The 22,561-nt window shown below is 60.8% G+C and carries 20 protein-coding genes; 9 read left to right on the top strand and 11 right to left on the bottom strand.

Features of this window, described 5'->3' with window-relative positions:
* Positions 1-118 precede the first annotated feature (118 nt).
* Positions 119-2,011 (top strand): alkaline phosphatase D family protein, encoded by a 1,893-nt coding sequence (locus LOY67_RS04620; RefSeq protein ID WP_265066142.1) that lies wholly within the window; start codon positions 119-121, stop codon positions 2,009-2,011.
* A gap of 194 nt (positions 2,012-2,205) precedes the next feature.
* On the opposite strand, the gene LOY67_RS04615 is transcribed toward LOY67_RS04620, so the two are convergent.
* Both LOY67_RS04615 and LOY67_RS04610 read right to left on the bottom strand, forming a co-directional pair.
* Complete coding sequence (locus tag LOY67_RS04615; protein WP_265066141.1) at positions 2,206-2,940, bottom strand: OmpA family protein; 735 nt, start codon at positions 2,938-2,940, stop codon at positions 2,206-2,208.
* 126 nt (positions 2,941-3,066) lie between these two features.
* Positions 3,067-4,236 carry an aspartate aminotransferase family protein gene (locus LOY67_RS04610; RefSeq protein WP_265066140.1) on the bottom strand — a complete coding sequence of 390 codons (1,170 nt, stop codon included), beginning with the start codon at positions 4,234-4,236 and terminating at the stop codon, positions 3,067-3,069.
* 98 nt (positions 4,237-4,334) lie between these two features.
* Here LOY67_RS04610 and LOY67_RS04605 point away from each other — a divergent pair, with 98 nt between their 5' ends.
* The 3 genes from LOY67_RS04605 to LOY67_RS04595 all read left to right on the top strand — a co-directional run bounded on the left by LOY67_RS04605 (position 4,335) and on the right by LOY67_RS04595 (position 6,899).
* Entirely contained in the window at positions 4,335-5,243 is a 909-nt protein-coding gene (locus tag LOY67_RS04605) for a LysR family transcriptional regulator (RefSeq protein WP_265066139.1), read from the top strand.
* Positions 5,244-5,311: 68 nt separating this feature from the next.
* Complete coding sequence (locus tag LOY67_RS04600) at positions 5,312-6,055, top strand: DUF72 domain-containing protein (RefSeq protein ID WP_265066138.1); 744 nt, start codon at positions 5,312-5,314, stop codon at positions 6,053-6,055.
* 139 nt (positions 6,056-6,194) lie between these two features.
* Positions 6,195-6,899, top strand: coding sequence for a hypothetical protein (locus tag LOY67_RS04595; RefSeq protein ID WP_265066137.1), 705 nt, complete (start codon positions 6,195-6,197; stop codon positions 6,897-6,899).
* Positions 6,900-7,215: 316 nt separating this feature from the next.
* Here the strand turns inward: LOY67_RS04595 and cyoE are convergent, their stop codons facing one another.
* The 7 genes from cyoE to hmpA all read right to left on the bottom strand — a co-directional run bounded on the left by cyoE (position 7,216) and on the right by hmpA (position 14,886).
* Positions 7,216-8,103 carry a heme o synthase gene (cyoE, locus tag LOY67_RS04590; protein ID WP_025211928.1) on the bottom strand — a complete coding sequence of 296 codons (888 nt, stop codon included), beginning with the start codon at positions 8,101-8,103 and terminating at the stop codon, positions 7,216-7,218.
* An 11-nt stretch (positions 8,104-8,114) separates the two neighbouring features.
* Positions 8,115-8,450, bottom strand: a complete 336-nt coding sequence (gene cyoD, locus LOY67_RS04585) for a cytochrome o ubiquinol oxidase subunit IV (protein ID WP_265066136.1) — start codon at positions 8,448-8,450, stop codon at positions 8,115-8,117.
* Entirely contained in the window at positions 8,451-9,077 is a 627-nt protein-coding gene (locus LOY67_RS04580) for a cytochrome o ubiquinol oxidase subunit III (protein WP_265066135.1), read from the bottom strand.
* A gap of 3 nt (positions 9,078-9,080) precedes the next feature.
* Positions 9,081-11,111 carry a cytochrome o ubiquinol oxidase subunit I gene (cyoB, locus tag LOY67_RS04575; RefSeq protein ID WP_265066134.1) on the bottom strand — a complete coding sequence of 677 codons (2,031 nt, stop codon included), beginning with the start codon at positions 11,109-11,111 and terminating at the stop codon, positions 9,081-9,083.
* A gap of 3 nt (positions 11,112-11,114) precedes the next feature.
* On the bottom strand, positions 11,115-12,062 hold the full coding sequence (cyoA, locus tag LOY67_RS04570; RefSeq protein WP_047699654.1) for a ubiquinol oxidase subunit II: 948 nt from the start codon (positions 12,060-12,062) through the stop codon (positions 11,115-11,117).
* Positions 12,063-12,858: 796 nt separating this feature from the next.
* Positions 12,859-13,368, bottom strand: a complete 510-nt coding sequence (locus tag LOY67_RS04565) for a disulfide bond formation protein B (RefSeq protein WP_265066133.1) — start codon at positions 13,366-13,368, stop codon at positions 12,859-12,861.
* Positions 13,369-13,704: 336 nt separating this feature from the next.
* On the bottom strand, positions 13,705-14,886 hold the full coding sequence (gene hmpA, locus LOY67_RS04560) for an NO-inducible flavohemoprotein (RefSeq protein WP_265066132.1): 1,182 nt from the start codon (positions 14,884-14,886) through the stop codon (positions 13,705-13,707).
* 150 nt (positions 14,887-15,036) lie between these two features.
* Between hmpA and norR the strand changes: the two genes are divergently transcribed.
* The 4 genes from norR (at position 15,037) to LOY67_RS04540 (ending at position 19,855) form a co-directional block, all read left to right on the top strand.
* On the top strand, positions 15,037-16,593 hold the full coding sequence (gene norR, locus LOY67_RS04555) for a nitric oxide reductase transcriptional regulator NorR (RefSeq protein ID WP_265066131.1): 1,557 nt from the start codon (positions 15,037-15,039) through the stop codon (positions 16,591-16,593).
* 317 nt (positions 16,594-16,910) lie between these two features.
* A complete protein-coding gene (locus LOY67_RS04550) occupies positions 16,911-17,813 on the top strand; it encodes a chemotaxis protein CheV (protein WP_265066130.1) in 903 nt (300 codons plus the stop codon).
* A gap of 120 nt (positions 17,814-17,933) precedes the next feature.
* Positions 17,934-18,683 carry a YkgJ family cysteine cluster protein gene (locus tag LOY67_RS04545; RefSeq protein ID WP_265066129.1) on the top strand — a complete coding sequence of 250 codons (750 nt, stop codon included), beginning with the start codon at positions 17,934-17,936 and terminating at the stop codon, positions 18,681-18,683.
* Between the two features lie 200 nt (positions 18,684-18,883).
* A complete protein-coding gene (locus tag LOY67_RS04540) occupies positions 18,884-19,855 on the top strand; it encodes a 2-hydroxyacid dehydrogenase (protein ID WP_265066128.1) in 972 nt (323 codons plus the stop codon).
* Between the two features lie 38 nt (positions 19,856-19,893).
* Here LOY67_RS04540 and LOY67_RS04535 read toward each other — a convergent pair whose 3' ends face one another.
* Positions 19,894-20,796: a DMT family transporter gene (locus LOY67_RS04535; protein ID WP_265066127.1), complete on the bottom strand. Its 903-nt coding sequence runs from the start codon at positions 20,794-20,796 to the stop codon at positions 19,894-19,896.
* 139 nt (positions 20,797-20,935) lie between these two features.
* On the opposite strand from LOY67_RS04535, the gene LOY67_RS04530 reads away from it, so the two are divergent.
* Positions 20,936-21,811: a helix-turn-helix domain-containing protein gene (locus LOY67_RS04530; RefSeq protein ID WP_265066126.1), complete on the top strand. Its 876-nt coding sequence runs from the start codon at positions 20,936-20,938 to the stop codon at positions 21,809-21,811.
* A 67-nt stretch (positions 21,812-21,878) separates the two neighbouring features.
* Here LOY67_RS04530 and LOY67_RS04525 read toward each other — a convergent pair whose 3' ends face one another.
* Entirely contained in the window at positions 21,879-22,286 is a 408-nt protein-coding gene (locus LOY67_RS04525; protein ID WP_265066125.1) for an HPF/RaiA family ribosome-associated protein, read from the bottom strand.
* Positions 22,287-22,561 lie beyond the last annotated feature (275 nt).

Raw genomic sequence — 22,561 nt, 5'->3', positions numbered from 1 at the left:
ATAAATCCCCTCGCCACAAGAGCCATATCGCTTTGCTGCTCTTGTTCACCTCTCCTCAGCACCAAAGCGCATTGCGTTATGATCCCCTCCTCGTTCTGAACCAGAGCTTTACCCGCGCATGCCGTCAACTGCTGATATCTCCACCACCCTGCCCCCCGTCCTGGTCGGCCCGCTATTGCGGCGGCTGGAGCCCACGCGATTGGTGATGTGGCTGGTGGGAACGCGGTCGCTGGCGTTGACACTGTGGGTGGACGGTGTCGGCGATCTGGCGCTGGATGGCGATCGCTGCACGGTGGTGCCGATAGGGCAGCAGGCGTTCGTTCATCTGATCGACGTCCGGCTCGATCACCCTCTGCCCCAGGACATCGCGCTTGACTACGACCTGTTGGTGGACGGCGCGCCCATCGCCGAGTGGGCGCAGCACCTGTTGTATGGCAAGGCGAAACGCCCGAACTTCGTGCTCCATTCACGTATCGGGCAACTGGTCCACGGCTCGTGCCGCAAGCCTCATCATCCGGCCAACGACGGTTTGCTCTGTGTCGACCGGCTGCTCGCCCAAGCGCCTGAGCAACGGCCGGCGCTGTTGATGATGAGCGGCGATCAAGTCTATGCCGATGACGTCGCCGGGCCGATGCTGCGGGCCATTCATGCATTGATCGAGCGGCTGGGGTTGTTCGAGGAGTGCCTGGACGGCGCAGTGGTGGAAGACAGCGCCCGGCTCTATCGACACCCGGCCAGCTACTACCATCGCGCCGATCTGCTGCCGGCCCTGGAAAGCAACGAAACCCTGCGCGAGCGTTTTTTCGGCGGCGCACGCAAGCCGATTTTCACCAGCAGCAGCGCCGACAATCACCTGGTGACCTTCGCCGAGGTCATGGCGATGTACCTGCTGGTCTGGTCGCCGGTGCCTTGGACGCTGATCGACCCGCAGCCACCCGAGCTGACCACCGAACGGCGCCAGCGCTACGAGCTGGAGCAGCAGCGCATCGATGGCTTCAAGGTCGGCCTGGACGGCGTGGCGCGGGTGTTCGCGCACCTATCGAGCCTGATGATTTTTGACGATCATGACATCACCGATGACTGGAATCTGTCCGCGCAGTGGGAAGAAACCGCCTACGGCCATCCCTTCTCCAAGCGCATCATCGGCAACGCGTTGATCGCCTACATGCTCTGCCAGGGCTGGGGCAACAACCCGGATGCGTTCGAGGATGTGGTCCGGCAGACCCTGGCCCTGAGCGACACGGCACGGGACCGCTACCTGGACAGCGGCCCCCAGGACACATTGATCGATACGTTGCTGGGCTTCCAACAGTGGCATTACGTATTGCCGAGCACCCCGGCCCTGGTGGTGCTCGATACCCGTACCCGGCGCTGGCGCAGCGAACGCAACCTCCGGCACCCCTCTGGTCTGCTGGACTGGGAAGCCCTGAGCGAACTGCAACAGGAACTGCTGGGCCACCCTTCGGCAATCATCGTTTCGCCGGCCCCGATCTTCGGGGTGAAGTTGATCGAGACGGTGCAGCGGGTGTTCAGTTGGTGCGGGTATCCGCTGCTGGTGGACGCGGAAAACTGGATGGCCCATCGCGGCGCGGCCCAGGTGATCCTGAACATTTTCCGACACTCACGGACACCGGGGAACTACGTGGTGCTGTCAGGGGATGTGCATTATTCCTTCGTCTACGAAGTGTTGATCCCACACCGCAAGGGCGGCCCGCGCATCTGGCAGATCACCAGCAGCGGCATCAAGAATGAATTCCCGCCAGCGCTGCTGGAATGGTTCGACCGCCTGAACCGCTGGCTTTACTCCCCACGCTCCCCCCTGAACTGGTTCACCCAGCGCCGACGCATGCGCATCATCCCCCACACCCCGGAACATGCCGAGGCGGGTGAGCGGTTATGGAATTCGGCCGGAATCGGTCAGGTGTTTTTCAATGAACAAGGCCAGCCGGAGCAGATCTACCAACACAACGCCAACGGCAAACCGCCGACGCGGATGCTGGGGCCGCGTTGACGGCGGGGTTTCACCGACTCTGGTAGACCGCTATCGCGAGCAGGCTCGCTCCCACAGGGGGTTTGCGGTGGGCGTGATTTCCGTGGGCGTCTCGGAAAACTCTAGAGCGAGCCCCTCGCCGCAGGATCGGCGTCATACAAAAAAACGGGGGGCCATGTTTCCATGGCCCCCCATTTTTATCTGCCGTCAGGCAATCATGGGTATTGCTGGTAAGTCTGCCCTTCCTGCGCCGGTGCCTGGTAGTTCTGGCCCGGAATGGCCTTGAGGTTGACTTCGACACGACGGTTCTGCGCCCGGCCGTTGACGTCGGCGTTGCTGGCCACCGGATTGTCCGGGCCGGCGCCACGGGCGCTCAGGTTGGCGCCGCTGACGCCTTGGGACGTCAGGTAGGTTGCCACGCTCTGGGCGCGACGCTGGGACAGGTCCATGTTGTGCTGGCGGCTGCCGGTGCTGTCGGTGTAGCCGACGATTTCGATCTGGTTCTGGTTGAACTCCTTGAGGGAGTTGGCCAGGTTGTTCAGCGGCTGGTAGAAGCTGGACGCGATGTTCGCCGAGTCGGTGGCGAAGGTGATATTGCCCGGCATGATCAGTTTGATCTGGTCGCCCTGGCGCTGCACTTCAACACCGGTGTTGGCCATGCTGGCCCGCAGTTTCTTTTCCTGCTGATCAGCGTAATAGCCGTAACCGGCTGCGGAAGCACCCACGACTGCGGCGCCGATCAACGCACCCTTGCCACGATTGTTGTGGTCGATGGCCGCACCAGCCAGGGCACCGGCCAGTGCTCCGAGGCCGCCGTACTTGGCAGTCTTGCTCATCCCTGAAGAATCCGTGGAAGCCTGGCCCTGATTGTCATACGGGTTAGGCGACGCGCAGCCGGACAACAGGGCCACAGCGGTAGCGACAACGATCAAGCGACGCGAGGTGAACATGGGACAAGCTCCTGGTTTTTTCAGTCTGATGTGCCAGGGCACGGGCAATCGACTCTGGCTGGCGTTGGAACGCAGCATTCGTTAAAAATTCCGTCCCGCTGCGCTTCGCTGACAGCAATTTCATCCTTACTCCAGGCACCGGCTCACTCCCCTGGCGATCATCTCGATTTCCCGACCGTCAATCGTCAATGGCGGCAACAAACGGATGGTCTTGCCCCGGGTAACGTTGATCAACAGACCATGGTCCCGGGCGGCGCAAAGCGCCAGGTCGCGAACCGGTTGCTTGAGCTCGATGCCGATCATCAATCCCTGCCCACGAATCGCCAGCACATTCGGGTTGTCCGCCAGCTCCGCCCGCAGCCGGCTGAGCAGTTGCTCACCCTGATGCTTGGCGTTGTTCACCAGACCTTGCTCTTCAATGATGTCCAACACCGTGCAGCCGACCCGGCAGGCCAACGGATTACCGCCGAACGTGCTGCCATGGCTGCCGGGGGTAAACAGTTCAGCCGCCTTGCCCCGCGCCAGGCAGGCACCGATGGGCACGCCGTTGCCCAGGCCTTTGGCCAGGGTCATGACATCCGGCACGATGCCCTCATGCTGAAATGCGAACCACTGGCCGGTGCGGCCGATGCCGGTCTGGATCTCGTCGAGCATCAACAACCAGGCACGCCGGGAGCATAACTGCCGCAAGGCCTTGAGGTAGCCCGGCGGGGCCATTTGCACACCACTTTCACCCTGGATCGGCTCCACCAGTATCGCGGCGATGCGTTCCCCATGGGCCTGCTGGATGTCTTCCAGCGCCGCAAGATCGCCGAACGGCACCTTGATGAAATCCCCCGGCAACCGATTGAAACCCAGCCGTACCGCCGGGCCGTCGCTGGCGGACAGGGTGCCCAGGGTACGTCCGTGAAAGGCGTTTTCCATGACCACCACCAGGGGCTGCTCAATGCCCTTGTGCCAGCCGTAGAGACGCGCCAACTTCAACGCGGTCTCGTTGGCCTCGGCACCCGAGTTATTGAAAAACACCCGCTCCAATCCCGACAGTTGGGTGAGTCTTTGCGCCAGCCGTTGCTGCCAGTCGATGCTGTACAGATTGGACGTGTGCAGCAACAGACCGGCCTGCTCGCTGATGGCCGCCACCAGCCGGGGATGGGAATGACCGACGTTAGTCACCGCCACGCCGGCCACCGCATCGAGGTATTCGCGACCGTCCTGGTCCCACAGGCGCGTCCCCAACCCGTGGGTGAAACTCAGCGCCAGGGGTTGGTAGGTGGTCATCAGGCAGGTGGCGGTCATGACATCAAGCTCCATCAGGTGGTTTTTTCCAGTATGGTTAGCCACCTCTGCTGGATAAACGCTGCTTTACTTCAATCATTTAAAAGCCAGGCTTGATAATGGATCTGTTCCAGGCAATGACGGTTTACGTCAAAGTGGTAGAAACCGGAAGCCTGACCACGGCGGCCCAGGCGTGCGAAATGTCCACCACCATGGTGGGCAATCACCTTCGGGCACTGGAGCAACGCCTGGGGGTGCGACTGATCAACCGCACGACCCGGCGTCAGCGTCTGACGGAATTCGGCTCGACCTATTATCAGCGTTGCCTGGAAGTCCTGGGGCTGGTGGCCGACTCCGAGCGCCTGGCCGAGCAGACCCAAGGCGAGCCCAGCGGCACCTTGCGCATCACCGCGCCGCTGACCTTCGGCACCGAACGTCTTGCGCCGGCGCTGGCCGAATTCAGCCAGCGTTACCCGCAGGTCAAACTCGACGTGGTACTGACCAACCAGCGCCTGGACCTGCTCGACCACGGCTTCGATGCCGCCATCCGCCTCGGCCTGTCCGACCCGAAGTTGATTGCTCGCCCCTTGATCGATTACAGCCTGACCATCTGCGCTTCCAAGGCGTACCTGGCTCGCCGGGGCACCCCGGAGCAACCCGCCGACCTGCAACGACACGACTGCCTGTCGTTCGCCTACTCCGCAGGAGACGAGTGGCGCTTCGCCCAGGACCACTGGCCCATCAACGGCCCGGACGGCGAAGTCAAAGTGCCGGTGAACGGACCGATGCTGATCAACAGCTCCGCCGGCCTGCACCGTGCGGCCCTCGCCGGCATGGGCGTGGTGATGCTGCCCGACGCGCTGGTGGAACAGGACCTGAAGGATGGACATCTGGTGGCGCTGCTGCAGGATTATCAACTGCCCCATCGGCCGATGAACCTGATCTACGCCCAGGATCGTTATCGGTTGCCGAAGCTGCGCAGTTTTGTGGAATTTGCGTTGGAGAAATGGGCGAGATCCGCGGACTAAACATAAGAGCAGCCTCTGAAGGCTACGGAATAATCCAGCGAAACCGGAGACGGTACAGGTCGTTACCCTTGTCGATTCAACCTCGCTCTTCACCCGACCTTCACCTGGGCTGCGCCGGCTGGTCGCTGCCCCGCGAGCAATGGCCGGCCTTTCCCGAGGAAGGCACCCACCTGCAACGCTACAGCGCCCGCTTCCCGGCCGTGGAGATCAACAGTTCGTTCTATCGCCCCCACCGCCCCGCCACCTATGCAAAGTGGGCAGCCAGCGTCGCGCCGGACTTCCGCTTCTCAGTCAAGGTGCCCAAGCAGATTACCCATGAACGGCGGCTGCGCGACTGCGAAGGGCTTGTGGATGAGTTTCTCGGGCAATGTTCGCAATTGAGGGAAAAGCTGGGTTGTCTGCTGATTCAGTTGCCGCCGTCGCTGGCCTTCGATGCAGTGGTGGCCGAATCGTTCTTCAAGGCCTTGCGGGACCGTTATCAGGGACATGCCGTGCTTGAGCCGCGGCACCCGAGTTGGCTCGCAGCGCACGTCACCACGCTGCTGCAAGACGAACACATCGGCCGCGTCGCCGCCGATCCGTCTCCGCTGCCCGGTTGCGATCAGCCTGGGGGCTGGCCCGGGGTGCGTTACTACCGGTTGCACGGCTCGCCGCGGATCTACCACTCCCGCTACGAAGACTCTTGGCTGGAACAACTCGCCCAGCAATTGAAACACGAGCCCGATACACCGACCTGGTGCATCTTCGACAACACCGCCAGCGGCGCCGCCATCCCCGATGCGTTGCGACTGGAGGCACTGATGCGCACCTGAACGCCAGGACCTGCAACAAATGCCGACCAGCCACCGGATCAGCCGTGACAACGCCGCCCGCGTCCAATAGATTAGGCGACCGAAAAAACGCTCAATGCCTTTCTCGCCTTATCCAGCTAACAGAAGTAGTGAAATTTCAATGTCCGATTCCAACACCGCTGAATCCGTAGTCACCCTGTCGTCCAAAGCGGAATACGAAAACTCCATCAATCTTTCACAGCATCTGCCCCAGGCCAAGAACATCAGTGAAATGGTGCTGGATGCCTTCCAGTCGAACCGCGAAAGCGACCAGATCCGCGAGCTGCGCAATGCCATCCGCCAGGCTCACGATGCGTTCGACGATGACAAGGCCTATGAACTGATGGGCCAGCTCAAGCAGCTCAAGGACGCCGAAGCCGCCGATTTCGCCGCGCTGGAAGACCTCAGCAGCCGCTTCCCCATCAGCCGGATTCTTTCCAGCTACAAGGACGATCCGGCCTTTCAGGAACTGGTCTATGGCCTGGCGTTGAAGGTGCTGAACCAGACCCACCAGGCGATCAGCAACCCGAGCGGCAGCAAGGGCAAGGCGTCGCGGGCCAAGAAGGAAGCGGAAGTGTTCGTCATCAGCAAGGATGGCATCAGCGTCACCCTGCCCCTGCGCACCCCGCGTTCCAAGCCGAACGTCGACCGTGAGGCCTTCGAATTCCTGGGCTTCAATTTCGTCGGAGAAGGGGACGAGGCCGAACTGGAAAACGACCTTTTCCTGGACAACGACGGCACCGAACAACCGGTCACCCGCAAAAGCATCATCACCGCCTTGCAACAGCAAAAAGCCTTCGACGGCTACAGCATCGCCCCGCAATAAGCCCTTCCCCCTTTGTGGGAGCGGGCTTGCTCGCGAAGGCGGTGGGTCAGTTTGAACTGATGTTGGATGTACCACCGCCATCGCGAGCAGGCTCGCTCCCACATTGGTTCAGCAGTGCTCGCCGATGATGTGCCCCACACCGATACCTGTGGGAGCCTGCTCGCGATAGCAGTGGGTCAGTCATCATGAATATTGAATGGGCCGACGTCTTCGCGAGCAAGCCCGCTCACACGGGAACTTCACCAGCCCAGGCAACGCCCATGAAAAAGCCCCGCGCTTCTCTCGAAGGCGGGGCTTTTTGTGGGGCGTCTGGCGCTTAAGGTGCGTAGGTCAGCAGCAGCTCGCTAGGCACTTTGAAGTCCAGGGACATCATGACGCTCAGGGCGGTGATGGTGAAGATCGAGAACACGAACAGCTTGCGTGCCCAGACCGTATCATCCACTGCCTTGTAGCCGGTCCAGGCCATGTACAGCCAGTACATGCCCATGGCGGCGGCGACGGCGAGGTAGCTCATGCCGGCGTAGCCGCTGAAGGTCAGCATCAAGGTCGCCACGAGGAAGGCCAGGATGTAGAGCAGGATGTGTTTCTTGGCCACGCGGATACCGCGCTTGACCGGCAACACCGGAATCGAGGCCGCCAGGTAGTCGTTGAAACGGAAGATCGCGATGGCATAGGAATGCGGCATCTGCCACAGGCTGAACATCACCAGCAGCGTCAGCGCAGCCATGTCGAAGCTGTTGCTGACCGCCACGTAGCCGATCACCGGCGGCATCGCCCCCGACAGACTGCCCACCAGCGTGCCGTGGACCGACTTGCGCTTGAGGTACAGGCTGTAGAGCCCGACGTAGATGACAAAACCGATCACCGCGAACAGCGCCGCCAACGGGTTGGCCACCCGATACAACAGCGCCACACCGGCCACGCCCAGCACCGTGGCGAATGCCAGGGCCAGTTGTACCGGGATCAGCCCCTGGACCAGGGCACGATTTTTGGTGCGCTCCATCTTGATGTCGATGTCGCGGTCGATGCAGTTGTTGAACACGCAACCGGACGCCACCACCAGGGAAGTGCCGATCATCGCGGCCAGGAAGATGGCCAGATCGACATGCCCTTTCGAGGCCAGGAAGAACCCGCCTGCCACAGAAAGCACGTTACCGAAAATGATCCCCGGCTTGGTGATTTGGATAAAGTGCTTTAAGGACATCCGGACTTTCCTCAGTGCGCCATCATGTTGGTGTGGATGCTGAACATGATCCACAACGACAGGCCGACCAACAGGACGATCACCAGCGCCGCGAAGACAAACGCAATCACGTTGTTACGCTGGGCGGCGGAGCGGTCAAGGTGCAGGAAGTACACCAGGTGCACCAGGACCTGGACCACGGCGAAGATCAGGACGATCCACAGGGTCAGGCTCTTGGGCAGCGACGGGTACATCACCAGGCCGAACGGGATGACGGTCAGGATCACCGACAGGATGAAGCCGATGGCATAGGACTTGACGCTGCCGTGGCCGGCGTCATGACCATCATGGGAATGTGCGTTAGCCATTTACAGGGTCCCCATCAGATAAACAACGGTGAATACGCAGATCCACACCACGTCCAGGAAGTGCCAGAACAGGCTCAGGCAGCTCAGGCGGGTCTTGTTGGTGGCGGTCAGGCCATTTTTCTGGACCTGGTACATCATGATCGCCATCCAGATCAGGCCGCTGGTCACGTGCAGACCGTGGGTGCCGACCAGGGTGAAGAACCCGGACAGGAAGCCGCTGCGGTTAGGACCGAAGCCCTCGGAGATCAATACGTGGAACTCGTTGATCTCCATGCCGATGAAGCCGGCACCGAACAGGAAGGTCATGGCCAACCAGCCCAGTACCTGGGTTTTCTTGCCCTTGTACAACGCCAGCATGGCGAAGCCGTAGGTGATCGAGCTGAACAGCAGCAGGGCGGTTTCGCCCAGTACGTAAGGCAACTCGAAGATGTCGTGGCCCGACGGGCCACCGGCGACGTTGTTTACCAGCACCGCATAGGCCGCGAAGATCGACGCGAACAGAATGCAGTCGGTCATCAGGTAGAGCCAGAAACCGAATACGGTCATCTCGCCCGCGTCGTGGTGATGGTCATCGTGCCCATGGTCATGACCATGGGCGTGTCCAACATTGGTCACTAAGTTCGACATGGTTTAAGCCTGTTCCAACGAGGTTTCAACACGGGTGGCGGTGGCCCGGACTTTCCCGGCCGCGACCAGACGTTTGTGCTGCTCGGCTTCGATGCGTTCGATGACATCCACCGGCACCATGTAGCCCTGATCGTCGCGGGCGGCATGGATGGCGAAATACACCACGGTGCCGACCAGGCTAGCGGCGGCCAGCCACCAGATGTGCCAGATCATCGCGAAACCGAACACGGTCAACAGGCCGCCCATGACCACACCGGTCGCGGTGTTGTTCGGCATGTGGATCGGCGAGTACTTGGCCACAGGCTGGTACGCGGTACCGTTTTCCTTGGCTTCGGTGAACGGGTCGATGGTGTCCGCTTTCGGCAGCACGGCGAAGTTGTAGAACGGTGGTGGCGAAGAGGTCGACCACTCCAGGGTATGGGCATCCCACGGATCGCCGTGTTCGCACATGTTCTCTGGCTTGTTGCGGTCACGCACGCTGACGTACAGCTGGATCAGCTGGCAGGCGATACCGACGGCGATCAACACCGCACCGAACATCGCGACGTACAGGTACGGCACCCACTCAGGGTTGGTGGTGGTGTTCAGGCGACGGGTCATGCCCATGAAGCCCAGCACATAGAGCGGCATGAACGCGACGAAGAAGCCGGTGATCCAGAACCAGAACGCGCCCTTGCCCCAGCCTTCGTGCAGCTTGAAGCCGAACGCTTTCGGGAAGTAGAAGGCGAAGCCGGCGATGTAGCCGAATACCGCGCCGCCGATGATCACGTTATGGAAGTGCGCGATCACGAACAGGCTGTTGTGCAGGACGAAGTCGGCACCCGGGATGGCCAGCAGTACGCCGGTCATGCCGCCGATGGCGAAGGTCACCATGAAGCCCAGGGTCCACAGCACGTGGCTGGTGAAACGCAGGCGGCCCTGGTAGATGGTGAACAGCCAGTTGAACAGCTTCACTCCCGTCGGGATCGAAATCAGCATCGTCGCCAGGCCGAAGAAGGCGTTGACGCTGGCACCCGAACCCATGGTGAAGAAGTGGTGCAGCCAGACCATGAAGCCCAGCACCGAGATCGCGCCGGAAGCGTAGATCATCGAGTGGTGGCCGAACAGTTTCTTGCCGGAGAAGGTCGAGATGACTTCGGAGAAAATCCCGAACGCCGGCAGAATCAGGATGTACACCTCGGGGTGACCCCAGGCCCAGAACAGGTTGACGTACATCATCGGATTTCCACCCAGTTCATTGGTGAAAATGTGGAAATCCATGTAACGGTCAAGCGTCAGCAGTGCCAGGGTAGCGGTCAGGATCGGGAACGACGCGACGATCAGGACGTTGGCCCAGGTGCAGGTCCAGGTGAAGATCGGCATGTCCATCAGCTTCATGCCCGGGGTACGCATTTTCAGCACGGTGGCCAGGAAGTTGACCCCCGTCAATGTCGTACCCAACCCGGATAGCTGTAGCGCCCAGATGTAGTAATCCACGCCTACGCCCGGACTGTATTGCAGCCCCGACAGCGGCGGATAGGCAACCCAACCGGTCTTGGCGAATTCACCAACACCCAGGGACAGGTTGATCAGCACGACGCCGGACACCAGCAGCCAGAAGCTCAGGGAGTTCAGGAACGGGAAGGCCACGTCACGGGCGCCGATCTGCAGCGGCACTGCAAGGTTCATCAGGCCGGTGAAGAATGGCATTGCCATGAAGATGATCATGATCACACCGTGGGCGGTGAAGATCTGGTCATAGTGTTCAGGTGGCAGGTAGCCAGGCGAACCCTCGGTGGCCATGGCCAACTGGGTACGCATCATGATGGCGTCGGCAAAACCGCGCAGCAGCATGACCATGGCGACGATGATGTACATCACGCCGATTTTCTTGTGGTCGACCGACGTCAGCCACTCGGTCCACAGGTAGGTCCACTTCTTGAAGTAAGTGATCCCGGCGAACAGCGCCAGACCACCGAGCGCGATGATGGCGAGGGTCACCATGACAATCGGCTCGTGGAACGGGATCGCTTCCCAACTTAATTTACCAAACATCGTTTACTCCTCTGCCCCGGCAGCTGAATGCGAGCTCATGTCCATCCCTTCCATGTTGTGCGCCACTTCCTTCTCATGCTTCTCGTGGTGCATCGGCTTACCTGGGTTCATCCCTTCATACTTGTCGATGATGGTCTGGAACAGGTTCGGCGTGACCGCGGAGTAGAGTTCGACTGGGTTGTTCTGGCTCGGTTTGGAAAGGGCTTCGTATTCAGCTTTTTCAAGCTGTTTAGGTGCCTTCTTCACATCGTTGACCCAGGCGTCGAAGTCTTCCTGAGTGGTGGCGATTGCTTTGAACTTCATGCCGGTAAAACCCGCGCCGCTGTAGTTGGCGGAGATCCCTTCGAGTTCAGCGTTCTGGTTGGCGATCAGGTGCAGCTTGGTCTGCATGCCCGCCATCGCGTAGATCTGCCCGCCCAGGCCCGGGATGAAGAACGAGTTCATCACGGTGTCGGAGGTGACCTTGAAGTTGATCGGCGTGTGGGCCGGGAACACGATCTTGTTGACGGTGGCGATGCCCTGTTCCGGATAGATGAACAGCCACTTCCAGTCCATCGAGACCACTTCAATGGTGATCGGCTTGACGTCGGAATCCAGCGGACGGTACGGGTCCAGGGCGTGGGTCGACTTGTAGGTGACATAACCCAGGGCAATGATGATCAGGACCGGAATCGTCCACACGGCCGCTTCGATCTTGGTGGAGTGCGACCACTTCGGCGTGTACACGGCCTTGGTGTTGGAGGCGCGGTATTTCCAGGCGAACAGGAACGTCATGACGATGACCGGCACAACGACCAGCAACATCAGCAGCGTGGCGGTGATGATCAGGTTTCGTTCATCCAGGCCGACCTGGCCCTTGGGATCGAGCAAGGTCATGTTGCAGCCTCCCAGCAGCAACGTGCCGAGCAGCGGCAACAAGCCTAGTAATCGGGGGTACCTGTTTTTACTCATCTCACGACCTCTAAAGCAGCTTGCGCAATGCAGTTGGGTTTTGATCGCCAACACTTCACCCTGCCAAGGGTTGGCATTTTCTTGGATTTGAATAAGGGCTGCCCGTCGAGCGTCAGACGCTGTTCGACCTATCCTGGGCCAGCAGTGAGTTCTTATTCGAATTCGTCGGTAAAAAGGCCTTGTTACAGCCCAATTCCATTTGGTGCGGGTAGTTGGAAGGCACCGACACCTGGGGTCGCATGGGGCGCTGGCACCCTTCGACCGCCTCTCGTGCTCAAGCCTGAGCCGGGTCGGCTATTCGGTGCGGGCGATTGTAGTGAGCTGGAGCGCTGTAGACCATGTCTCATCCCGAAATAATTTTTATCGAAACCGGCAACAATCTCTTCCGGATACCGCAACGGTCCGGCATGTTATCGAAATTGATTCTCAACAAGAACCCCAAAAATCGTAGGTCTACTACGCCCGATTCAGACAGCCTGAACGGAACACGCTGAGGTTTTTTGCCTGGCAAGCGCCCGTTTTTCGGGGGGCTGGCCACTTGGCGCTGCGCTGTTAAAAATGCCTGCTGCCTGCCGCGCAGGGGGTTGGCGGATACGGCAGGACGGAACAGTTTTTTGTTACAGGATGAGGTACTGACTCATACCGCGAAGGACCTTGGAACCCTGGATGTGTGACAACGTGTCGCACAGTGTCGCGGGTCATTCTTGTCCCGGATCAAGGCCGATCCCATCCATGGCTGAAACGTAAAACGCCCCGGTTCTCCAACAGAGAAACCGGGGCGTTTCATCGAGACACTTCAGCGAAGGGTCTTGCGGTTACGCGACACCAGCAAGGGCACCAGCACCACGATCAGCACGAAGGCCAGCAGCGCCCATTGCGCCAGGGACAAGCCCAGGATCGGCGGGTATGGGGTGGAGCAAAACCCATCGACCTGGAAGCCCAGCGGGAAAATCTTCGCCAGCGGCAGATCATCGACAATCGGTTGCAGCACATCGATACCACAGCTGACCGCCGGGAAAAATTGGGTATACACGTGATGCCCCGCCACTCCCGCACCGGCCAGGGCGCAGAGCACCACAATGGCTTCAAGAATCGTCAGGCTGCGACGGGTGCGCATGGCCGCGCCGATGAAAGCGAAGACCGCGATCAGCAACAGCGCATAACGCTGCAGGATGCACAGCGGGCACGGTGCTTCACCGAGGGCCACTTGCATGTACAGCGCACCACCGATCAGCGCCAGGCAGATCAGCCCCAGCAGCACCAGATAACGACGCTCGCGGCCCAACCGCATCATTTCCTCACTCATTGCGTTTTCCTTTGGATGCATGGATCGACGCGCAGCCTTGCGACACTCGGCGCGCTGTCGGATGGCCGAAGTCTACACGCTGGCCATGACAGTGAACGAGCAGCTTGCGTCAACTTTGAGGGGGAATAAACAGAAGAAAGGTTAAGCGCCGATTAACTTTGGGCGAGCGAAGGCGTCAGTTGAAGGCTGTGTGAGGCATGCCGGCCCCTTCGCGAGCAGGCTCGCTCCCACAGGGTCCGATGGTGCATGCAAATGCTGCGTACACCCCGAATCCAATGTGGGAGCGAGCCTGCTCGCGATGAAGGCAACCGGTTCTGCCAGGCTTGCCGCCTGCCTTTATTCCAACGCCGCAGCCGGCCCGAAGAACTCGTAACGGCTTTGCTGATCCGGCACACCCAGCGCCTTGAGATGACGCTTCACGGCCGCCATGAACCCCTTCGGCCCAAGGAAATAGGCATCCAGGTCACGCTGTTCCGGCAACCAATTGGCCAGTTGCTCCTGACTCAACAAGCCAACCCGGTCGGCCGCCGGGCTCAAGCCGTCGTCTTCGTCGTAGCAGTAGAAGCGTTTGAGCTGCGGGTGCCGCTTGGCCAGGTCGTCGATCCAGTCACGGAAAGCATGGGCGCGACCATTGCGGGCACAATGGATGAAATGCACCTGCCGCTCGGTTTGCAGCGCCGCCTGCAGCATTGCCAGGGTCGGGGTGATGCCGACGCCACCGCTGATCAGCACCAGAGGTTTGTCGCTGGCGGTCAGGTAGAAATCCCCGGACGGCGGGAACAGCTGGATGCTGCTGCCAATGTGGAAATCATGATGCAGGTAGTTCGATACCCGTCCACCCGGCTCGCGCTTGACACTGATCCGATACTGACCGTTGTCCGCCAGGGCCGACAGAGAATAGTTGCGGCGCACTTCCTCACCGTCCAGGAACAGTTTCATGCCGATGTACTGACCCGGCTCGGCCAGTAGAATCGGTCCCTTGTCCAGCGGTTCGAAGTAGAACGAAGTGATCTCGGCGCTTTCCTGGACCTTGGCCACCAGGATGAACTCCCGCTCGCCCCGCCAGCCACCCGGGGCTGCGGCTTTCTGGTCATACATACCGGCTTCGGCACCGATCAGGATATCGGCCAGTTGGTTATAGGCAGCGCCCCAGGCGGAGATCACTTCAGGCGTGGCAATCTCGTTGCCCAGCACTTCGGCAATCGCCCGCAACAGGCAGGAGCCGACGATCGGGTAATGCTGTGGCTCGATCTGCAAGGCAACGTGCTTGTTGACGATTTTCGCCACCAGGTCACCCAACTGGTCGAGCTGGTCGATGTGCCGTGCGTACATCAATACGCCGTTGGCCAAGGCCCGGGGTTGATCGCCGCTGGCCTGGTGAGCCTGGTTGAACAGCGGTCGAACCTGGGGATATTCGGAGAGCATCATGCGATAGAAGTGAGTGATCAGCGCTTCACCACCGCTTTCAAGTAATGGAACAGTGGAGCGAATGATGGCGCGTTCTTCCCGGGTAAGCATAAGGTGACTCCTCGCATGGAACGGAAACGGATACCTACGCATATCAGTTTTCATGCCACAAATATTTTCATTTATTTTCAACAAGTTAAAAATAACGTAGTCATAAAGACACATTCAGACTTATAGTCCTTATGACTACACGGAGTCATTATGACCGCAACCTCCCTGCTGACTTCCTTGCTGCCGCTGGTGGCGGACCTGTCTCGCGAACTGCCTGAAGGTGAGCGCTATCGCCGCCTGCTCGGCGCGTTGCGCGCCCTGCTGCCCTGCGACGCGGCGGCGTTGTTGCGGCTGGACGGGGACTGCCTGGTGCCGTTGGCGGTGGACGGCTTGAGCACCGACACCTTGGGTCGGCGCTTCCGGGTCAGCGAACACCCGCGTTTCGAAGCGCTGCTGGCCAACCCGCTACCCACCCGTTTCGCCACCGACAGCGATCTGCCCGATCCCTACGACGGGCTGGTCGAAGGGCTCGATGAGCATCTGGAGGTTCACGACTGCATGGGTTGCCCGCTGTTCGTCGACGAGCGCCCGTGGGGCCTGCTGACCCTCGATTCCCTGGACCCGGAGCGCTTCGAACCCATCGACCTCGGTGCACTGCAAGCCTTCGCCAGTCTCGCTGCCGCCACGGTCAGCGCCGCCGAACGCATCGAACGCCTGGCCTTGAAAGCCGAAGACGAACACCGTCGCGCCGAGGTCTATCGCCAGGCCAGCGGCCAGCAGTCCCTCGATATGGTCGGCCAGAGCAAGGCCCATAAACGCCTGGTGGAAGAAATCAATCTGGTGGGCGGCAGCGACCTGACGGTATTGATCACCGGTGAAACCGGCGTCGGCAAGGAACTGGTCGCCCAGGCCATCCACGCGGCCTCCAAACGTGCCGAACAGCCACTCATCAGCCTCAACTGTGCCGCCCTGCCGGACACCCTTGTGGAAAGCGAACTCTTCGGCCACGTACGCGGCGCGTTCACCGGGGCTACGAGCGACCGGCGCGGCAAGTTCGAGCTGGCCGACGGCGGCACCCTGTTCCTCGATGAAGTGGGCGAATTGTCCCTGACCGTCCAGGCCAAACTGCTGCGAGTGTTGCAGAGCGGCCAGTTGCAGCGCCTGGGTTCGGACAGGGAACACCAGGTCGATGTGCGCCTGATCGCCGCCACCAATCGCGACCTGGCCGAAGAAGTGCGCAACGGTCGCTATCGGGCTGACTTCTATCACCGCTTGAGCGTGTACCCCTTGCAGGTACCGGCGCTGCGGGATCGCGGCCGGGATGTGTTGCTGCTCAGCGGTTTCTTCCTGGAGCAGAACCGTTCACGCATGGGCCTGAACAGTCTGCGCCTGAGCAGCGACGCCCAGGCCGCGCTGCTGGCCTATGATTGGCCGGGTAACGTGCGTGAGCTGGAACACCTGATCGGCCGTAGCGCCTTGAAAGCACTGGGCAGATGCCCGGTGCGGCCGAAAATCCTCAGCCTCAGCGCCCTGGACCTGGATTTGCCCCAGGCCGCCGAACCTGCGTCCGAGCCCTCCTCTATCCACTCTGCAACGGCGATGGAGCCGGTGACGGGCGACCTGCGCGAAGCCGTGGATGACTTCCAGCGCAGGCTGATCGGCGCCAGCCTGGAACGCCATCAGCACAACTGGGCCAGCGCCGCTCGGGAACTGGGGCTGGATCGGGCAAACCTGGGGCGAATGGCGCGGCGGTTGGGGCTCAAATAACGCTCTCAAGTCGCTCAAACCTTTGTGGCGAGGGGATTTATCCCCGCTGGGCTGCGAAGCGGCCCTAAAATCAGGCAATGCAGTGTGTCAGGCAGATTGGATTTGCTGATTTGGGGCTGCTTCGCAACCCAACGGGGCGGTGCGACGTTTCGCTAAATCCCCTCGCCACAGGTTGTGTATTCACAAGCCGCTGACCCAGAAATCGGATGTCGGCAGCTTTCACCCTAAAGCCTGCCCCCAACAAGTCGATAACCCAATATCAAAAGCTGTTTTGGCGATCTTCACGTTCGCCCCACCTTTTTCCACAGAAGGTTTTTATGTCTTCCAACAAAGCCCGCGCAGATTCACTTTCGCTTCTGCTGTTTACCTTGCGCAGCGGCAAGCTGATGGCAATCAACCTGCTCAAGGTCAGTGAGATCATCCCGTGTCCGCCACTGACCAAACTGCCGGAATCGCACCCGCACGTAAAAGGCATTGCGACCCTGCGTGGCACCTCGTTGTCGGTGATTGACCTGAGTCGTGCCATTGGCGAGCGGCCGCTGGAAGACCCGGACGGCGGCTGCCTGATCGTCACCGATGTCAGCCGTTCCAAGCAGGGCTTGCACGTGCAGGCCGTGAGCAAGATCGTCCACTGTCTGACCACCGACATCAAGCCACCACCTTATGGCTCCGGCGGCAACCGCGCCTTCATCACCGGCGTGACCTCGGTGGACGGCACGCTGGTGCAGGTGCTGGACATCGAAAAGGTCATCCACGGCATCGCCCCGGCACAGATCGAAACCGCACCCACCGAACTGAGCATGGAAGACGCCGAAGTGCTGGGCAACGCACGCATCCTGGTGGTCGATGACAGCCAGGTGGCGCTGCAACAATCGGTGCACACCCTGCGTAACCTGGGCCTGCAATGCCACACCGCCCGCAGCGCCAAGGAAGCCATCGAATGCCTGCTGGACCTGCAAGGCACGGATGGGCAGATCAACCTCATCGTCTCCGACATCGAAATGTCGGAAATGGACGGTTACGCCCTCACTCGCACCCTGCGGGAAACCCCTGACTTCGCCCATCTCTACGTGTTGCTGCACACGTCGCTGGACAGCGCCATGAACAGTGAAAAGGCCCGGTTGGCCGGGGCCAACGGGGTACTGACCAAGTTTTCCTCACCAGAGTTGACCAAGTGCCTGATCACGGCGGCCAAGGCGGTGGCCGAGCAAGGGCACTGAGCAGCGCAATAATCAGTCAAGGATCTGACGCCCACAGGATGTATGGCGCACAACTTGCTTGGCGCCGCCTTGGCACGGCATTTTTCTATCGCCGTTTTTCAGTTTCCGACCGGGCGCTCAATGAACACAACGTTTTCCTGCATAGGCTGTGGCAAATGCTGCACCGATCACCACGTTCCCTTGACCCTCGACGAGGCGTATATGTGGGCCGCCGATGGCGGCCAGGTGATTGTCCTGGTGGAGGCATTCCTGCCCAACGGCCTCGGCCTGCCGACAGCGCAACGCGAGCACGCCGAACGCCGTTCCGTGAGGGTTCGCAGCGGCATCACCGACGCCTTCGTGGCGATCACCTTCGCAGCTTATAACGCCGGCCGTTGCCGCAATCTCGACGCAGAAAACCTGTGCCGCATCTACGAACGCCGCCCATTGGTGTGCCGCATCTATCCGATGGAGATCAACCCGCACATTCCGCTCAATAAAGCTGCGAAGGACTGCCCGCCCGAATCGTGGGAAACCGGACCGCAGTTGATCGTCGGTGGTGCGCTGGTGGACAAGGACCTGGCCCAACTGATCGAACGCTCACGCCAGGCCGATCGCGAGGACATCGCGATCAAGGACCGCATCTGCGCGGCCTTGGGCATCCGCACCACTGCACTGAAAGGTGACGGGTTTACCGCCTACCTACCGAACATGGCAGCATTCGCAGCCGCCATCGATCAGGTGCGCTTGCAACCAGCGGAGCAGGAAACCGGTGAATGGCAGTTCCATTTGTCCGGCGATGATATAGCCCGCGAGGTCTTGGCCTGTGGAGCGCGGGTCGTCACTGAGGCAGCCGTCGATTACACATTTATTTCCCTGCGGGCGGCCTAGGGAACATAAAGCCCTTTGTGGGAGCGAGCCTGCTCGCGATAGCGGTCGGTTAGCAACATCAATAGTGGCTGATCCACCGCTATCGCGAGCAGGCTCGCTCCCACAAGGTATTCCACTGCATAACCTGCACTCCCCTCTCGCCTAACCCTCGCAGAGAATGTTAGCGTGCTTGGTATTGCCTCCAAGACGAGCCTTGCACGATGAAAAAAACCGTACTTGCCTTCAGCCGTATCACGCCCCAGATGGTCGAGCGCCTGCAACAGGACTTCGACGTGATCGTGCCAAACCCATCGAAGGGCGACATCAACGCGCAGTTCAACGAAGCACTGCCCCATGCCCACGGCCTGATCGGTGTCGGTCGCAAGCTCGGTCGCGAGCAACTGCAAGGCGCCGTGAACCTGCAGGTGGTGGCCAGTGTGTCGGTGGGTTACGACAACTACGACCTGGCCTACTTCAATGAACGCGGGATCATGCTCACCAACACGCCCGACGTGCTCACGGAAAGCACCGCCGACCTGGCCTTCGCCCTGCTGATGAGCAGCGCCCGTCGCGTCGCCGAGCTGGATGCCTGGACCAAGGCCGGACAATGGCAGGCGACGGTGGGCCCGCAACTGTTTGGCAGCGACGTGCATGGCAAGAGCCTGGGTATCGTCGGCATGGGCAACATCGGCGCGGCCATCGCCCGGCGTGGCCGATTGGGGTTCAACATGCCGATCCTGTACAGCGGCAACAGCCGCAAGATCGAACTGGAAAACCAGTTGGGCGCGCAGTTCCGCGAGTTGGACCAGTTGCTGGCCGAAGCGGACTTCGTTTGCCTCGTCGTACCCCTGAGTGAGAAGACCCGCCACCTGATCGGGCAGCGGGAACTGTCGCTGATGAAATCGAGCGCCATTCTGATCAACATTTCCCGTGGCCCGGTGGTGGATGAACCGGCCCTGATCGAGGCCTTGCAGAACAACCGCATCCGCGGCGCCGGGCTGGACGTCTACGAGAAAGAGCCGTTGGCCGAATCGCCGCTGTTCCAGTTGAAGAACGCCGTCACCCTGCCGCACATCGGCTCGGCCACCCACGAAACCCGTGCAGCCATGGCCAATCTCGCGGTGGATAACCTGCGCAGTGCATTGCTGGGTGAACGGCCGCAGAACCTGGTCAATCCGCAAGTCTGGAAATAACCCCCCTTACAGCACATAACCCTTGTGGCGCCCTGCACTCAGCGGGCGCCCAGTGCAACACCGGCCGCTGCTGGGCGAGGCTTGCGAAACACCAGCACATTCCCCAGCATCACCAATACCAACCCGGCCAACGCCGGCGCCGTCCACTGGTAACCTTCGGCAAACGCCGAGACGTTCAACGCCACCACCGGGAACAGCACCGTGCAATACGCCGCCCGCTCCGGCCCCATGCGCCCCACCAGCGTCAGGTAAGCGGTAAAACCGATCACCGAACCGGGGATCACCAAGTACAGCAGCGAACCGATGTAGCGCAGGTTCCATTCCATGTCGAAAGCAATCCCGTTGAACAGGCACCACCCCGCCAGCATCGTCGCGCCGTAGGCCATGCCCCAGGCATTGGTGGTCAACGGCTTGAGCCCGGCCTTCTGCTGCAGGCTCGAGAGCATGTTGCCCGCCGAGAAACACAAGGTGCCCAGCAACGCCAACGCCAGCCCGAGCAACGTCTGCGGACTCGCGTGATGACCGGCCAGTTCCGGCCAGAACAACAGCCCCAACCCCGACAACCCCAACGCGCCGCCCAACAGTACGTTACGGGCGATCCGCTGGCCGAAGAACACCCGGGCATTGAGGGCGTTCCACAGCGTGGCCGTGGAGAACACCACCGCCACCAGGCCGCTGGGAATCCACTGGCTGGCGGTGAGAAAACACATGAAATTGATGCAGAACAGGCACAACCCCTGAGCCAGGCAGATCAGATGGCCACGACGGTTCATTACCTGCAGGCGCCGGCTGAGCAACAGCATCGCAAACAGGATCAGGGCCGCGAGGCCGAAGCGATAGACGATCGACACCGGGATGGCGACGACGCCCAGTTGCAGTTTCAGCGCGATCCAGGTGGTGCCCCAGATGAGCACGGTAAGCAGGTAAAGCGAGAGGTTCATGGCGACGGCTCCTGACAATGACGTCCAGTGTCACGCCGTCGTCCACCGGGCACTTGCGTAAACTTGCGGTTTTGTCAGTGTGCAGGCTGGCACGGGACACCCAACGGAGTAGGATGCAAGGCGTTGGAGAGAACCGATCATGCCCACACTGCAAACCCTGCAAGTCTTCCAAGCCCTCAACAGCTCGCCCAATGCCCGACTGGAGCACAGTGCCGAGCTCGGAGACGGCATGGCGGCCGCTTTGTGGAGCAATCATCATGACGCCCGGGATTACGAGGCGCCCACCCACCACACGCTGTCCTGCTACATCGCCGGCGGCACCGGCACCTTTCGTCGCGAACGGCCCGATACCCTGGGGGCACCCGACAAACTCTGCGTCTTGCCGGCGGGCCACGAGTCGGCCTGGGTCATCAACGGCGACATCCGCCTCGCCCACCTGTACTTCAGCGCCGAACAATTCGCCCTCGGTTGCGTCACGCTGCTGGATCGCGAACCCCGGCAGGTGCAACTGCGCGAGGCGACCTTTCTCGACGATGCGCAACAGGCGCAGCGCTTTCGCCAACTCATCGCCCTGAACTGGGACGAACCCGGTGAACGCCTGCTGACCACCAGCCTGGCTCATGAACTGCTCAATCATCTATTGCTCAGCCAGGTTGGCCAACGCCAGGGGCTGCGCCTCAAGGGCGGGCTGGCCGCGCACCAGCGCCGGTTGCTGGTGGACTACATCGACAGCCATCTGGCCGACGCCGTCAGCCTCGGGCAACTGGCGGCACTGTGTGCGTTGTCCGAATACCACTTTGCCCGGATGTTCCGCGAAAGCTTCGGGCTGCCACCTCACCAATATGTATTGGCGAGACGCCTGGCACAGGCGCGGCACCTGCTGCGCAGCACCTCACAATCGCTGGGTGACGTGGCGCTGGCTTGCGGGTTCGCCAGCGCCAGTCACTTCGCTCATCGTTTCCGCCAGGCATTGGGGGCGACGCCTGGGGAGTATAGGCAGGCCTTCCTGCCCTGATCCCGGCAAACAAAACGGGCCTGCAATTGCAGGCCCGTTTCAGTTGGGATTAAAAATAGACGAGGCTTCAGCCGTGACGTGCGGCCCGCTCGTTCTCCAGGAATTCTTCCTCCAGCATCGCATCGGCCAGGGCCACGGACTCGGTCTGGACCGCAGCGGCGCGTTTGCCACGCAGCTTGCCGAACAGATGTTCCAGGGCATTCTCCAACTTCGTCGCGGCCCCCTCGATCGCGGCCTCCAGCGAACCGGCCTTGTGGGTCACGGAAATCGGCTGATGGCCCTTCGGCCGGGCTTCGATCTGGCAACGCAGATCATGGGGACCGGGCTTGGCGCCGTTCTCATCCCCCAGATGGACCTCGACCCGTGTCAGGTCTTCCTCATAACGTTCGAGCGTGCTTTCGATGGTAGTACGTACCCACTCCTCCAGTCGGATGCTGCTTTGAATATGGTTATCGCTGTTGACTTGGATTTGCATAGTTCATCCCTTATTTCAGCTAGCTCGCCAGGGGCCTGTCGACGTTGGCGTAACGGCCCCTTGAATACAGAGTCGGGCTGCCCGAGGAACAATTCAAGCCCCCGAAAAAGATAAATATTCATTTGCAAATAAAGCCGGACAACCGGCAAAAGCGCTGTTAATGTCGGGAGTTTCCTCGCTCTACCACCCTTCACAAACTGCGCCCCGCCCCGCACCGTCAACGAACACCCCGCCCCGAAACGGGTAGCCACAGGAGCCCTGTTCCAGAGCGTCGC

It is taken from the genome of Pseudomonas sp. B21-056 (assembly GCF_026016325.1).
Taxonomy (GTDB): Bacteria; Pseudomonadota; Gammaproteobacteria; order Pseudomonadales; family Pseudomonadaceae; genus Aquipseudomonas.
The sequence above is the reverse complement of the archived record's forward strand: the minus strand, read 5'-3'. Positions and strand labels throughout refer to the sequence as shown.